The sequence below is a fragment of the Enterobacter cloacae complex sp. 2022EL-00788 genome, assembly GCF_026627565.1.
Lineage (GTDB): Bacteria > Pseudomonadota > Gammaproteobacteria > Enterobacterales > Enterobacteriaceae > Enterobacter > Enterobacter pasteurii.
In genome coordinates this window covers 163,214-176,494 of sequence record NZ_JAPNMC010000009.1, presented here as the reverse complement: position 1 = coordinate 176,494, position 13,281 = coordinate 163,214, and the positions used below count along the sequence as shown (strand labels likewise).

Genomic DNA, 13,281 nt, shown 5'->3' with positions numbered 1-13,281 from the left:
TGAAACAGTCGATTCCGCCATCCTCAGCAGGAAACTATTGATTCATCCTAAGGCAAACCTCGCCCCAAAACGCACCTTAGCAGTGCAAACCCGCGATCCACAGCGCGCTTTTCGCCACGCTGCAGCCTGGTACGCAAATTGCTCACTCCTCTTACACCCTGCGAAAGGAGAGAAGCATGAAAGCGATTGTGATTGGGGCGGGCATCGGTGGGTTAAGCGCGGCCGTCGCGTTAAAAAACGCCGGAATAGACTGTACCGTCTTTGAGGCCGTGAAGGAGATCCGCCCCGTGGGAGCGGCCATCTCCATCTGGCCCAACGGCGTGAAATGTATGCAGCACCTGGGTATGGGCGACATCATCGAGACGTACGGCGGGCCGATGCGCTTTATGGCCTATAAAGACTATCGTCGCGGCGACACGCTGACCCGGTTTAGCCTTGCACCGCTCGTCGAGCGCACCGGCGGGCGCCCCTGCCCCGTTTCACGGGCGGAGCTTCAGCGCGAAATGCTGGACTTCTGGGGACGCGACAGGGTGCAGTTCGGCAGGCGCGTCGAAGGCGTATGTGAGGATAAGGCTGGCGTGAGCGTCACCTTCACCGACGGCAGCTCGGCAACAGGCGACTTTCTGATTGCCGCCGACGGCAGCCACTCGGCGGTTCGTCCGTACGTGCTGGGATACGCCCCGGAGCGCCGCTACGCCGGGTACGTGAACTGGAACGGGCTGGTGAAGATTGATGAAGCCATTGCCCCGGCGCACCAGTGGACCACGTTTGTCGGAGAAGGCAAACGCGTTTCGCTGATGCCCGTTTCCGGCGGGCGTTTCTACTTCTTTTTTGACGTGCCGCTTCCGGCAGGGCTGGCGGAAGATCGCACGACCCTGCGCGGCGATCTCGCTCGCTACTTCCGGGGATGGGCACCGCCGGTGCAGAGGCTTATCGCCGCGCTCGACCCCGAAACCACCAACCGTATTGAGATCCACGACATTGAGCCTTTCGACAGCCTGGTGCGCGGCAGGGTTGCCCTTTTGGGTGATGCCGGACACAGCACCACGCCGGATATCGGCCAGGGGGGATGCGCCGCGATGGAGGATGCCGTGGTGCTGGGGGAGTGCCTGCGTGAAAACCGCCGCATCGAGCTTGCCCTGCGGCAGTACGAAGCGCTGCGCTGCGACAGGGTTCGCGATCTGGTGCTGAAGGCCCGCAAACGCTGCGACGTCACCCACGGGAAAGATATGGCGCTGACCGAGGCCTGGTATCGGGAGCTTAAAGAGGAGACCGGGGAGCGCATCATTAACGGTCTGTGCGACACCATTCAGGGCGGGCCATTAGGCTGAGCGTAAGAGGAGAAACCATGAGAAAAGAACCTGCACCGCCCGCACGCTGCACCTTTGAGCCCGGAGACTGGCTGCGCCTCGCGAAATGCTGGCATCCGGTTGCCCGCGCGTGCGACATCGGCCCGGCACCGGTAAAAGCCACGCTGCTGGATGAGCAGCTGGTGGTTTATCGTATTAACGATCGCGTCGTGGTGGCCCGGGACGTGTGCCCGCACCGCGGCGTACCGCTGACGCTGGGCTTTCACGATGAGTACGGCATTATCTGTCCTTACCATGGCTTACGCTTTGGAGAAGAGGGTCGCTGCAACCGCATCCCTTCCAGCCCCGACCAGCCGGTTCCGGCGAAGCTGAACCTCATTAACTATGCGGTGGAGGAGCGCTTCGGCCTGATCTGGACCTGCCTGGACTTTGATCCGGACAATCCTGTTCCGCTACCCACCCTGCCGCACTGGGATGATGAGGGCTTTCAGCAGATCAACTGCCCGGCGTTTGAGGTAAATGGTTTCGCAGGCCGTCAGGTCGAGGGCTTCCTGGACGTCGCCCACTTCGCGTGGATCCACACCGACACCTTTGCCGATCCCGCTAATCAGCAGGTCCCCGCCTATCAGCCGCAGGAGACGTCCTTCGGCTTTGTTGCCGATTACTGGAGTTCCGTCAGCAATTATCCCGCCGGTTCACCTGTCCAGGCGCCGGAGGGTTTCCAGTGGCTGCGCCATTTTGAACTGCACCTGCCGTTTACCGCCACGCTGACCATCCATTTTCCCGGCGATGCAAGGCTGGCGATAATGAACGCCGCCTCGCCGGTATCATCGCGCGTGACGCGAATGTTTGCGCCGATTGCGCGCAACTTTGACCTGCATATTCCGGTAGAAGAGGTGCATGCCTTTAACCTGCGCATTTTCGAAGAGGATCGTCTGATGGTTGAAACCCAGCGTCCGGAAAGCCTGCCGCTGGACCTGACCCTTGAAGCCCATATTCCGGCGGATAAAAGCTCAATTGCCTACCGTCGGGGGCTAAAAAAGATGGGCTTTGGCGAGTTTTTCCTGGCATGACGGAGGCGGATATGTTGAACGTTATCGTTGACGGGCTGTGGCGCGAGGGAAATAAAAGCCTCGCCGTCAGGCTGGTGGCTGAAAACGGCGAAGCGCTGCCAGCGTGGCAGCCCGGCGCGCACGTTGATGTGCATCTGCCCTGCGGCGTGGTTCGCCAGTACTCCCTGACCGGGGCATGTGAAAACGCGAGCTATCTTATCTGCGTGGGCCGGGAAACCGCCTCGCGCGGCGGATCGCGCTATGTACACGAGACGCTGCGCCCGGGGCAGACATTAACGATCTCCGCCCCGCGCAATCTGTTTCCGCTTACTCAGTCAGAGCGGGTTGTGCTGCTGGCAGCGGGGATTGGCATTACGCCGCTGTATGCGATGGCCCTGCATCTTAACGCTGCCGGAACGCCGTTTTCGCTGCACTATTACGTCAGGAACCGGGAAAGCGCGGCGTTTGCGCGCGAACTTTCGCGGTTGGGTGAGTGCACTATTCATACCGCCAGCCCGCGCTCCGCGCTGGCCGGGCATCTGCCGCTGCCCGCGCCGGGGTTACACGCCTGGGTTTGCGGACCGTCAGGCTTTATGGCGAAAGTGCGCGAAGTCGCGCGGTCGAAAGGCTGGCCTGACGAGGCGGTGCACAGCGAGGCGTTTCAGCCCCCGGCACCGCTTATAAGCGGTGAGGCGGGCGAGATCTTCACGGTCAAACTGGCCTCCACCGGCGAGCGCTGGCCGGTGCCCGCGGACAAGACCATCGCCCAGGTGCTGCAGGCGAACGGCGTAGACGTACCGCTGTCATGCGAAATGGGGATCTGCGGAGCGTGCCTGACGCCGGTGATCGACGGGGTGGTAGACCACCGGGATACCGTGCAGTCAGAGGCGGAAAAAAGCGCGCCTGGCCAGCAGGTGGCTCTCTGCTGTTCGCGAAGCCATTCAGGGGAGCTGGTGATTGCGCTGTAAAACGAAAAAACCCTGCGATATTGCTATCGCAGGGTTTTCGAATTTGGCGGAAGCGTAGAGATTCGAACTCTAGAACCCTTTCGGGTCGCCGGTTTTCAAGACCGGTGCCTTCAACCGCTCGGCCACGCTTCCAAAGTGAGGCGCACTATAAACATCTCTGAGCATGATGTAAAGCGTGAAATGGCATAAAGTTGCCCCTCCTTCGTCATTTTCTTGCCCCTCGCATACTTTTTCATCGCACTCTGGCTAAAATGTAAACATTTATTTTTACATTAATTACGCTTATCAGATTCACTATTTGTCATTTAGACTCTTTTTCATACGACATACATTAACGGTACATCGTACGGCAAGAGGTTTCCCTTTATATTATGCATTCTCGATTATGAGTATTTTATTTATCAGCGATAACTATTATCTGTGTAGCGGGGTTTTAAGCGCTCAGACAACCGTCCATTTCATTCGCGACGACGAGGATATTCACGACCTTATCGGAGTCGATCCTGAACTGAATTTTATCATTGCGATAGAACAAGATAACCTACGTAACGGGGTCATCAGGCAGGTCAAAAAAATTAAGAATAGTTATATCGTCCTGATGCATGAGATAGAAATGAACAGGGCCGTGAAAATAGATAATATTATCTATTCGTCAATGCATTTTAATATTCGCCCTTTTCAGCAGCTGATGCGTTTTTACAGAGCGCTCAGAATAAACGCATTTACGCGGCGAGAATATGACGTGCTGAAGCTTTTCCATCTGGAAAATCATGAAATTGCCAAAAGGCTTAAACACTCCCAAAAAACAACCAGCACCTACCGCGTGAAGATCCTGGAAAAATTAAACATGCGCTCAAGAAACATTCTGGCGATGTCCCGCATGAAATCGGCGATTGTCGATCAGAAACTGTGAACCTTTCTCTGCCTCTGGATGCCACAGGCTCACGCACGTCAGCCTGAGTAAAGTTGCGCAGGGTGTTGCGCTCAATCACAACGCATGTATTATGTTATAACATAACATTTTGGGATTGGGTTTTATGTTATCAAAAACAGGGTTATTTCTTTCTGCATTACTCACCGTGACGCCTGCCGCTTTTGCTGCAACCGCCTACCCGCTGACGATTGAAAATTGCGGGGTAAAGCAGACCTTTACGCAGGCGCCGCAGCGCGTCGTTACCGTGGGTCAGCATGAAACGGAACTGCTGCTCGCGCTGGGGCTGGAAAAATCCGTCGCCGCAACGTCGGTCTGGTTTGGTCAGCTTCCGGACTCGCTGGCCGATGCCGGAAAAAAAATCCCCCGGCTTGCCGACAATTCGCCCTCCTTCGAAGCCGTCGTGGGGCAAAAACCGGAGCTCGTTCTCGCCCAGTACCACTGGCACATTGGCCCGCAGGGCGAGGTGGGAACACGCGAGCAGTTTGCGTCGCTGGGAATTAAGACGTGGATCTCCCCCGCCGACTGCACGGACAAAACGGTGACGGAAACCTCAAACGCCGACGGAGCGCGCAGCGCGCCGTTTTCACTGGCGGAAATAACGCGCGAAGTCACGGAACTGGCCGCCATCTTTGACGTTTCCGCGCGGGGCGAGCAGCTCAACCGCGCGCTGACGGCGCGTATTGAGAAAGCGCAGGCGCGCGTTTCGGCCAGGCCGCTCAAGGTCGTATTCTGGTTTTCAAGCAGCCGCCTGAACGGCGATCCCTGGGTGGCGGGGAGCTACGGCGCGCCCGGCTGGATAAGCCGCACGCTGGGGTTAAAGAACGTGATTGACTCCCGCGACGAATGGCCCGCCGTCACCTGGGAACATATTGCCCAAATGCAGCCGGACGTTATCGTCATCGCGCAGATGTCGCGCAGGCTCTACCCCGCCGATGACGTTGCGGTAAAGGAGGCCTTTTTACGACGCGATCCGGTAACCCGGAACATTCCCGCGGTCAGGAATAACCAGATTATCGTGGTGCCCGCCATGTCGTTAACCCCTTCTTTGCGTAACGTCGATGCGGTTGAGCTTATCAGCGACCGGCTTGCTTCATTCCGGGGCGAATAATGCGCCATTTCTCCTCTTCCCGCCGCCAGCAGGTGGCGCTTGCGGCAGGCGCCGTGGCGCTGCCGCTGATGCTGGTCTTTGCCGCGAGTATCGGCGATATGCCGGTATCGTATGCCGTTACCGGAAAAGCGATTCTGAACGGGCTGGGGCTGACGTCATATCACCTGCCCCAGCCGGAGGAAGGCATCGTCTGGCAGTACCGCATGAGCCGGGCGCTGATGGCCGCCTGCAGCGGCGGCGGTCTGGCGCTGTGCGGGCTGGTGCTCCAGTCGATACTGCGTAACCCCCTGGCTGAACCCTATCTGCTGGGCATTTCCGCAGGCGCCTCGCTGGGGGCCGTCTGCGTGATGCTTCTCGGCATCGGCGGGAGCGTAATTGGCGTGAGCAGCGGCGCGTTTGTCGGCGCCTGTGCCGCTTTTGCGCTCATCATGCTGATTACCAACGGCATGAGCGAAAGCCCGTCGCGCATTTTGCTGGCAGGCATCGCGGGCACGCAGCTCTTCAACGCGATGACCGCGTACGTCGTCAGCACCTCCGCCAACGCCGAGCAGTCGCGCAGCGTTATGTTCTGGTTAATGGGCAGCCTGAGCGGCGTCCGCTGGCCTGACGCGCTGCTGGCGCTGGCCGTGACGGTGACGGGCCTGCTGGTGGTCTGCCTCTTTTCGCGGGCGCTGGATACCTTCACCTTTGGAGATGAGGTCTCCACCACCCTCGGGATCCCGGTGACCGCCGTGCGTATTGCCCTGTTGCTGACCTGCGCGTTCGTCACCGCAACCCTGGTAAGCGCCATAGGCGCAGTGGGGTTTGTGGGGCTGGTCATTCCCCACGTGACGCGCATTCTAAGCGGTCCGGGCCATCGTCGCGCTATTCCGCTGACGTTTCTTATCGGCGCGCACTTTATGATCCTGGCCGATATCGTGTCACGCACGCTGATCGTGCACCAGGTTTTGCCCATCGGGGTGGTGACTGCGCTGGTGGGCGCGCCTGTCTTTGTGGCGCTGCTTTATCAAAACCGGAAGGAGCATTCATGAATATTTCCGTCTCCGGGTTAAGCGTAACCCGACAAGCACTGACGGTGCTTGAGAATATCAACCTCGACCTGCCGTCCGGACAGATTGTCGGCCTGCTAGGGCCAAACGGCTCGGGCAAATCAACGCTGCTACGCTGTCTTGCCGGGCTGTTTCCGCACCTCGGTGAACGCGTTGCGCTTAACGGCACGTCGCTTAGCGTAATGCCGTTAAAAACGCGCGCGCGGCACCTGGCATTCGTCCCCCAACATGCCGACGTCGAGGGAGAACTGACCGTAGAGGATATCGTGCGGCTGGGGCGAACGCCTTACCGGAAGGCGTTTCAAAGAAGCACGCGAGATGATGATGCGGCGGTTGAAGAGGCGATAAGCCTGATGCAGCTAGGCGGATTACGCCAGCGGCGCTGGCAGCATTTGTCCGGCGGGGAACGTCAGCGAAGCCAGATTGCGCGTGCGCTGGCACAGCGGCCCCGGGTATTGCTGCTCGATGAGCCGACAAACCACCTGGACATTCAGCACCAGCTGGAGCTGATGCGGCTTATTTCGCACCTGCCGCTCACGGTGGTGGTGGCCCTGCACGATCTTAATCTGGCGGCCAACTACTGTCAGCGGCTGATCCTTCTGAAGGCCGGGCGCGTATCGGCCACCGGCGCGCCCCCGGAGGTGCTAACCGCGGAGAACATCGAGAAAACCTGGTGCGTCAAGGCGAACGTCTACAGGGCAGACGCCGGGATCACGATCGGCTACAGCATGGGAGGGATGGCGTAGAACAGAAGCAAAAAAACCTGCGATATTGCTATCGCAGGGTTTTCGAATTTGGCGGAAGCGTAGAGATTCGAACTCTAGAACCCTTTCGGGTCGCCGGTTTTCAAGACCGGTGCCTTCAACCGCTCGGCCACGCTTCCTAGGTGAGGCGAACTATAAACACCTCACCGCGCGCTGTAAAGAGCACGCGCATTCGTTCGCTTTAAAAATAGCCAAATTGCGTTTAATCGGTTGAATTGACGACATATTGGCCATTTTGCCAGCATAAAATCCACCACCGAGGTTTAGTGCTTTTCGATGTACATATCTTTCGTGTAGTAATACCCGAGCTTGTCCGGGGTGAATCCCCCTACCCACGGCTTCACAAGGTGTGTGCGAACGTAGTGGTAGACGGGGATCGCCGGCACGTCACGCCCCAGCAGATCCTCTGCCTGCTGATAAAACTTTCCGCGCTCTTGCGGCGTTTTTGATTTTGCCGCATTCGCCAGCGCCTGGTCGTACTCAGGATTGCTGTACTGCGTGGTGTTTTGGCTATCCCCGGTACGGAAGTTATTCAGGAAAGTGGAGGCGTCATCGTAATCGGCAATCCAGGCGTAGCGCACCGCGTCAAAATTATGGGTGTGCTTGGTATCAAGCATGGTTTTCCACTCCTGATTTTGCAGCTTCGCCTCCACGCCGAGGTTCTTTTTCCACATCGAGCTGGCGGCAATGGCGATACGCTGGTGTGTTTCAGAGGTGTTATACAGCAGATTAAAACTCAGTGGATGGCTGGCGTTATATCCGGCCTCTTCGAGCAGTTTTTTCGCCTCGGCAATACGTTTGTCCCGCGGCCAGCTGGCGTAGTCCGGGTTCTGTAACTTAACGCCACCAATGTCCGGCTGACTGATAAGCCACGCCGGGCGCTGCCCTTGCCCCATCACTTTATCTGCAATGATGTCTTTATCGAGCGCCATATTGAGCGCCTTTCGCACGCGCGCATCGTTGAACGGCGCGCGGCTGGTGTTGAATTCATAATAGTAGGTGGCAAGCTGCGGGGAGACGTCCAGCTGGCTGCCCAGCGTTTTCTTAAGCCGGGCGAACTGGTTTACTGGCACCGTGTAGACAATATCGATTTCTCCCGCTTTATAGCGGTTCACATCAGCCGCCTCGGAGGAAACAGGCAGATATGTCACCCTGTTGATCACGGTATGGGCATTATCCCAGTAGCGCGGGTTACGCTCCGCCACAATGCGTTCGTTAACCACCCACGTCGACAGCTTATAGGCACCGCTGCTGACGATGTGTTCCGGTTTGGTCCATTTATCGCCGAAACGACCTACCAGGACCTTATCTATCGGCACCAGAGACGGGTGTGCCAGCATCGCGAGGAAGGCGGCATTCGGCTGCGTGAGCGTGACTTCCAGCGTGCTGTCATTGATGGCTTTTACCCCCAGCGACGCGGGCGCTTTTTTGCCTTCGGCAATATCGGCGCCGTTAACGATACGCATGCTGCCGGGATAGCTGGCATACGGTGAGGCGGTTTTCGGGTCCACCAGCCGCTGCCAGCTCCAGACGATATCTTCCGCGGTGATGGCGCTTCCATCGCTCCAGGTAATGCCCGGGCGCAGATGGAAGGTCCAGACGGTGTTATCTTTATTCTCCCATTTCTCCGCCAGGCGCGGCTGGATCTCCCCTGCCGGGGAGACGCTGACCAGCCCGTCGAATAAATCGCTGATAATATTGAATTCGACATCGCTTTCGACTTTATGCGGGTCGAGGGAAGCGGGTTCACTTCCGTTGTTCCTGACCAGCTCCTGCTTCTCAGCCAGCTGGGTTCCTGCCGGTACGCTTGCGGCCCAGGCGGCCGTGCTGGCGCTCAGGATCCCCGCGGTTATCAGTGAGAGTGCAGCGTGTGTGCGCGTTTGTGGTTTCATTTCCTTCGCCTTATTGTCTGTTTTTATGACGATCCGGAAATAACTCTTAGCGGCCTTAGTGAAATAACGCAATATTTTTCAGTAACCTATAAGAGGTTGATCTGAATACGTCAGGCAAACCGTGCTTCCTTCTGAAGAAATGGGCTTTATCAGAAGAAAAAACCGGCACAAACCCTAAGGGGCTGAGTAAAGATGGGTAAAACCACTTTGAGACTGCCGCGCCGTTTCCTATTCTTTCCGTTAATTACATCTGTCATAAGAGAGTGACTCATGGATCGTATAATTACTTCCTCACGCGACCGCACATCGCTACTCAGCACCCACAAGGTGCTGCGCAATACCTATTTTATGCTCAGCCTGACGCTGGCGTTTTCGGCCATTACCGCAACGGCCAGCACCGTGCTGATGCTGCCGTCTCCGGGCCTGATCCTGACGCTGGTGGGTATGTATGGTCTGATGTTCCTGACCTACAAAACCGCCGACAAACCGGTGGGTATTCTGTCCGCATTCGCCTTTACGGGCTTCCTGGGGTACATCCTGGGGCCAATCCTGAACGCGTACCTGTCTGCCGGCATGGGTGATGTGATCGGTATGGCGCTGGGCGGTACCGCGCTGGTGTTCTTCTGCTGCTCGGCCTACGTGCTGACCACCCGTAAGGACATGTCCTTCCTCGGCGGCATGCTGATGGCGGGTATCGTGATTGTGCTGGTGGGCATGCTGGCAAACATCTTCCTGCAATTGCCTGCTCTGCACCTGGCAATCAGCGCGGTGTTTATCCTGATTTCATCTGGCGCCATCCTGTATGAAACCAGCAACATCATTCACGGCGGTGAGACGAACTATATCCGCGCGACCGTGAGTCTGTACGTGTCGCTGTACAACATTTTCGTCAGCCTGCTGAGCATCCTGGGCTTCGCCAGCCGCGATTAACTCACCGTGCTGTGAAAAAAGCCCCGCTTATGCGGGGCTTTGTTTTTTTGGTAAACTGCTGCGGTATTTGACTAACGCGTGAATGATTATGTTGAGTTTTGAAGGCAAAGAGATCGAAACCGATAACGATGGTTATCTGAAAGAGAGCAGCCAGTGGAGCGAAGCGCTGGCGGAGAAAATTGCGGAAAACGAAGGGATTACCCTCTCCCCGGAACACTGGGAAGTGGTGCGCTTTGTGCGCGAGTTTTACCTTGAATTCAACACCTCTCCGGCCATCCGCATGCTGGTCAAAGCCATGGCGAACAAATTTGGCGAGGAGAAAGGCAACAGTCGCTATCTGTATCGCCTGTTCCCGAAAGGCCCGGCAAAACAGGCGACCAAAATTGCCGGCCTGCCAAAACCGGTAAAATGCATTTAATAGCGAATACTGAAGTCAGCGTATTCCCGGCCGGGTTGATGCGGTTCCGTTAAGACCTTGTCAACCCGCGCGCTTCGCGGCCCGCCCGCTTTCAGCCACGCCACCAGCTTCTCTACCCTATCCGCCTCACCGCAGGCGACAACTTCCACGCTGCCGTCATCCATGTTACGGGCATACCCCGTAAGCCCGAGCTGAAGGGCTTCACGCTGGGTGCTGTATCGAAAACCGACCCCCTGTACGAGGCCGTGGACCCAGGCAATAGTGCAGATGTTTGACATCGATGTTCTCCTCATCCGTTCTCGGTGCTGTCTCTCCTACTCATCGCAGGAAAGCGCCGCTTTAGCTAGAATTCAAAGAATAGCAAATTATGCCGGTTTTTAAATCGTCCCGGAATATGGTATCAAAATAACTGGATAACCAGACGGCCTTTAGGAAAAACCTATGCCACCATCAGATTATTTCTTTGAAAAGCTGGAAACGAAAGCGGGATTGAATTACATATTACGCGGCCAGGAAAAAGTACCCGAAGGAGGTATGTACATAAAACCACATATGCATCTGGAACATGAAATCATGTGGTTTTACAAAGCCAGCGGCAGTTTTAGTATTGGCAGAGAAAAATATACGCTGAAGAATAACACCTTTGTCTACGTGAGCCCACTGACGCTACATGATATGGAACTGGATTACACATCAGATCATGAGCGTTTTATTTTACAGTACGATCATACTGCGCTTAGCAATCTCTCCTACCCCGTTCCCACACTTGGCCCCCATACGGGCGTCATCTCCTGCCTGGAGAAAAAAGAGGCCGAGCGATTACAATTTGTTTTCAAGTGGTTCTCAGAAATCAATGAGGTGACCCACTCTGAAAAAGACGTTAAACCGTTAATGATATTGTTACTGAATACCGTTCTGCAACATGCTATAAGCGCAAAAAAAATCATCCCAGATACGGATCATCAATCCATTTTTGCGGTAATTATGGCGTTCGTCATCCGCATGGAGACGCAAACTTCATTCAATATTAGCTTAAACGAAGCCGCTGAATCGGTCGGGCTTTCACCCAGCCACTTTTCCAGAACCTTCAAAAAAATCATGCAGGTCAGCTTTAAGGACTATCTTCTGCGTAAAAAAATAGCGAGGTCGATACAGCTGCTGCGTAATACCGAACTCAGCATTACCGACATTGCTTACAAATGTGAGTTCACCGATGCAGCCTACTACTGTTTTCAGTTCCGGAAGATTATTGGCGTTACGCCTAAAAAATTCAGGAACAGCAATCTTACATCTGAACAGTTAAAAATCGGCCATAACGCACCGCTTTAAAAGGAAGCCGACCAAAGGGTTTCCACATTGGCGAATGATAAAAGTGTGATCGGCACAAATCTGCTCGCGCAAAATAATTATATAAAAAGACATTCCTCATACATTTTTTTATGTACTTAATCCTTATCTTTTAACGTGAGACCGGCCACTCACTTCTGATTCGTAATCATCCTGGTTAAAAGGTATTTATTATGAAAGAAATAGGATTTAAAGAAAAGATTGGTTATGGGCTAGGTGATGGTGCGTCCAATATTATCTGGCAAACGATAATGCTGTTCATGGCCTACTTTTATACTGACGTCTATGGCCTGAGCGCTTTTCATATGGGCACTATGTTCCTTGTCGTACGGGCCTTTGACGCGATTGCCGACGTTTACATCGGCTACCTTGCCGACCATACACAGACCCGGCACGGTCAGTTCAGACCCTATATTCTCTGGTTCTCGCTGCCTTTCGGTATTTTTGGCGCCCTGACGTTTTATACCCCCGAGCTGGGCGAGACGGCTAAAATTGTCTACGCCTATGCATCCTATACCGCACTCTCTCTTTTTTATTCGCTCGTTAACGTCCCCTACTGCGCATTGATTAATAACATTTCCGGTGATTCAAAAGAGCGCGTGTCAATGCAGTCATACCGTTTTGCCTTTGCTGCCCTGGGAGGAATAATTGTTTCCGTCGTGGCGCTACCGCTAACAAAAATCCTGGGTGAAGGCGATTTACAGAAAGGTTATTTTCTTGCAATGGTTATTATGGGCGGGATAAGCACCATCATGTTTTACTGCTGCTTTGCGATGACCAAAGAATATTACACAAAAAAAGTCGATAAAAAGCGTAACGTTCGCGGCATCTACGACGATCTGTCCATCGTGGTAAAAGATCATAACTGGCGTTGCATATTCAGCCTGAATATAGCCAGCCTTATCGCTGGCATATTGAAAACTGGTGGCGCGATCTATTTTGTGAGCTATTACCTGAAAAGACCCGATCTTGTGGGGCTGGTGTTGATCATCATCCTCTGCACACGCTTCGTTGGCGCACTGTCGACACCATATTTATATAGACATTACGATCGGGTATTGTCATATAAAGCCTCTTTGATTGCACAAGTGCTAATATTGGTTATCCTTTTCGCTATTCCTTCCCACTTTATACTTGCAACCTGTCTGGCAATCTGCCTGATTCATTTTATAGACGCCAGTTCTGCACCGCTACAGTGGAGTCTGTTGAGCGATATTATTGATAACGTAGAAAAAAAGTCACGTCTGTCGCTAAGCGGTTTGGTCTTCTCAACGAATCTTTTCGCTATAAAAATTGGTATTGCGGTCGGGGGCGCTATCATCGGCTGGCTGCTGACGCTCGGTGGCTATGTTGGCAGCGCTGCGATCCAAACAGAACTCGCCATTCTCATTGTACGCCTCATTTTTACTCTTATCCCTGCCGCTTTTGTTTTCATTATGTATCTCATCATGAGGCAATACCGGACCCACAATACGTGATGCCCCTCATTTCACCAACGCTATTTTGATG

At 54.8% G+C, this 13,281-nt stretch carries 13 protein-coding genes and 2 tRNA genes; 11 read left to right on the top strand and 4 right to left on the bottom strand.

What is annotated here, in order from left to right:
* Positions 1 to 176: 176 nt before the first annotated feature.
* The 3 genes from hpxO to OWK27_RS15810 are packed head-to-tail and all read left to right on the top strand — an operon-like array spanning position 177 to position 3,330.
* Positions 177 to 1,331, top strand: coding sequence for an FAD-dependent urate hydroxylase HpxO (hpxO, locus tag OWK27_RS15820; RefSeq protein ID WP_267590741.1), 1,155 nt, complete (start codon positions 177 to 179; stop codon positions 1,329 to 1,331).
* 17 nt (positions 1,332 to 1,348) lie between these two features.
* A complete protein-coding gene (gene hpxD / locus OWK27_RS15815; RefSeq protein WP_267590740.1) occupies positions 1,349 to 2,383 on the top strand; it encodes a molybdenum cofactor-independent xanthine hydroxylase subunit HpxD in 1,035 nt (344 codons plus the stop codon).
* Positions 2,384 to 2,394: 11 nt separating this feature from the next.
* Positions 2,395 to 3,330 (top strand): PDR/VanB family oxidoreductase, encoded by a 936-nt coding sequence (locus tag OWK27_RS15810; RefSeq protein WP_267590739.1) that lies wholly within the window; start codon positions 2,395 to 2,397, stop codon positions 3,328 to 3,330.
* Positions 3,331 to 3,374: 44 nt separating this feature from the next.
* Here the strand turns inward: OWK27_RS15810 and OWK27_RS15805 are convergent.
* Positions 3,375 to 3,462 (bottom strand) — tRNA-Ser (locus tag OWK27_RS15805).
* A 253-nt stretch (positions 3,463 to 3,715) separates the two neighbouring features.
* On the opposite strand from OWK27_RS15805, the gene OWK27_RS15800 reads away from it, so the two are divergent.
* From OWK27_RS15800 to OWK27_RS15785, 4 genes are all read left to right on the top strand, one after another.
* Positions 3,716 to 4,243 (top strand): LuxR C-terminal-related transcriptional regulator, encoded by a 528-nt coding sequence (locus OWK27_RS15800; RefSeq protein ID WP_267590738.1) that lies wholly within the window; start codon positions 3,716 to 3,718, stop codon positions 4,241 to 4,243.
* Between the two features lie 124 nt (positions 4,244 to 4,367).
* On the top strand, positions 4,368 to 5,372 hold the full coding sequence (locus tag OWK27_RS15795) for an ABC transporter substrate-binding protein (protein ID WP_267590737.1): 1,005 nt from the start codon (positions 4,368 to 4,370) through the stop codon (positions 5,370 to 5,372).
* On the top strand, positions 5,372 to 6,403 hold the full coding sequence (locus OWK27_RS15790) for a FecCD family ABC transporter permease (protein ID WP_267590736.1): 1,032 nt from the start codon (positions 5,372 to 5,374) through the stop codon (positions 6,401 to 6,403). The genes OWK27_RS15795 and OWK27_RS15790 overlap by 1 nt, the downstream gene beginning before the upstream one ends.
* Complete coding sequence (locus OWK27_RS15785) at positions 6,400 to 7,167, top strand: ABC transporter ATP-binding protein (protein WP_267590735.1); 768 nt, start codon at positions 6,400 to 6,402, stop codon at positions 7,165 to 7,167. Before OWK27_RS15790 ends, OWK27_RS15785 begins: the two co-directional genes overlap by 4 nt.
* 49 nt (positions 7,168 to 7,216) lie before the next feature.
* On the opposite strand, the gene OWK27_RS15780 is transcribed toward OWK27_RS15785, so the two are convergent.
* Both OWK27_RS15780 and OWK27_RS15775 read right to left on the bottom strand, forming a co-directional pair.
* A tRNA-Ser gene (locus OWK27_RS15780) sits at positions 7,217 to 7,304 on the bottom strand.
* A gap of 144 nt (positions 7,305 to 7,448) precedes the next feature.
* Positions 7,449 to 9,077 carry an ABC transporter substrate-binding protein gene (locus OWK27_RS15775; RefSeq protein WP_267590734.1) on the bottom strand — a complete coding sequence of 543 codons (1,629 nt, stop codon included), beginning with the start codon at positions 9,075 to 9,077 and terminating at the stop codon, positions 7,449 to 7,451.
* Positions 9,078 to 9,347: 270 nt separating this feature from the next.
* On the opposite strand from OWK27_RS15775, the gene yccA reads away from it, so the two are divergent.
* Together yccA and tusE are read left to right on the top strand one after the other, a co-directional pair.
* Positions 9,348 to 10,007, top strand: coding sequence for an FtsH protease modulator YccA (gene yccA, locus OWK27_RS15770; RefSeq protein WP_003858127.1), 660 nt, complete (start codon positions 9,348 to 9,350; stop codon positions 10,005 to 10,007).
* Positions 10,008 to 10,095: 88 nt separating this feature from the next.
* Complete coding sequence (gene tusE / locus OWK27_RS15765) at positions 10,096 to 10,425, top strand: sulfurtransferase TusE (RefSeq protein ID WP_003858129.1); 330 nt, start codon at positions 10,096 to 10,098, stop codon at positions 10,423 to 10,425.
* On the opposite strand, the gene yccX is transcribed toward tusE, so the two are convergent.
* A complete protein-coding gene (gene yccX / locus OWK27_RS15760) occupies positions 10,422 to 10,703 on the bottom strand; it encodes an acylphosphatase (protein WP_267590733.1) in 282 nt (93 codons plus the stop codon). The two genes, tusE and yccX, sit on opposite strands and share 4 nt — an antisense overlap.
* A gap of 163 nt (positions 10,704 to 10,866) precedes the next feature.
* Between yccX and OWK27_RS15755 the strand changes: the two genes are divergently transcribed.
* Both OWK27_RS15755 and OWK27_RS15750 read left to right on the top strand, forming a co-directional pair.
* On the top strand, positions 10,867 to 11,754 hold the full coding sequence (locus OWK27_RS15755) for an AraC family transcriptional regulator (protein WP_267590732.1): 888 nt from the start codon (positions 10,867 to 10,869) through the stop codon (positions 11,752 to 11,754).
* Between the two features lie 191 nt (positions 11,755 to 11,945).
* Positions 11,946 to 13,250 carry a glycoside-pentoside-hexuronide (GPH):cation symporter gene (locus OWK27_RS15750; protein ID WP_267590731.1) on the top strand — a complete coding sequence of 435 codons (1,305 nt, stop codon included), beginning with the start codon at positions 11,946 to 11,948 and terminating at the stop codon, positions 13,248 to 13,250.
* The last annotated feature ends 31 nt before the right edge of the window (positions 13,251 to 13,281 follow it).

Excerpts from the sequence above, each read along its gene's own strand:
- hpxO (WP_267590741.1), top strand. The coding sequence starts at position 177 with ATGAAAGCGATTGTGATTGGGGCGGGCATCGGTGGGTTAAGCGCGGCC.
- hpxD (WP_267590740.1), top strand. The coding sequence starts at position 1,349 with ATGAGAAAAGAACCTGCACCGCCCGCACGCTGCACCTTTGAGCCCGGA.
- OWK27_RS15810 (WP_267590739.1), top strand. The coding sequence starts at position 2,395 with ATGTTGAACGTTATCGTTGACGGGCTGTGGCGCGAGGGAAATAAAAGC.
- OWK27_RS15800 (WP_267590738.1), top strand. The coding sequence starts at position 3,716 with ATGAGTATTTTATTTATCAGCGATAACTATTATCTGTGTAGCGGGGTT.
- OWK27_RS15795 (WP_267590737.1), top strand. The coding sequence starts at position 4,368 with ATGTTATCAAAAACAGGGTTATTTCTTTCTGCATTACTCACCGTGACG.
- OWK27_RS15790 (WP_267590736.1), top strand. The coding sequence starts at position 5,372 with ATGCGCCATTTCTCCTCTTCCCGCCGCCAGCAGGTGGCGCTTGCGGCA.
- OWK27_RS15785 (WP_267590735.1), top strand. The coding sequence starts at position 6,400 with ATGAATATTTCCGTCTCCGGGTTAAGCGTAACCCGACAAGCACTGACG.
- OWK27_RS15775 (WP_267590734.1), bottom strand. The coding sequence starts at position 9,077 with ATGAAACCACAAACGCGCACACACGCTGCACTCTCACTGATAACCGCG.
- yccA (WP_003858127.1), top strand. The coding sequence starts at position 9,348 with ATGGATCGTATAATTACTTCCTCACGCGACCGCACATCGCTACTCAGC.
- tusE (WP_003858129.1), top strand. The coding sequence starts at position 10,096 with ATGTTGAGTTTTGAAGGCAAAGAGATCGAAACCGATAACGATGGTTAT.
- yccX (WP_267590733.1), bottom strand. The coding sequence starts at position 10,703 with ATGTCAAACATCTGCACTATTGCCTGGGTCCACGGCCTCGTACAGGGG.
- OWK27_RS15755 (WP_267590732.1), top strand. The coding sequence starts at position 10,867 with ATGCCACCATCAGATTATTTCTTTGAAAAGCTGGAAACGAAAGCGGGA.
- OWK27_RS15750 (WP_267590731.1), top strand. The coding sequence starts at position 11,946 with ATGAAAGAAATAGGATTTAAAGAAAAGATTGGTTATGGGCTAGGTGAT.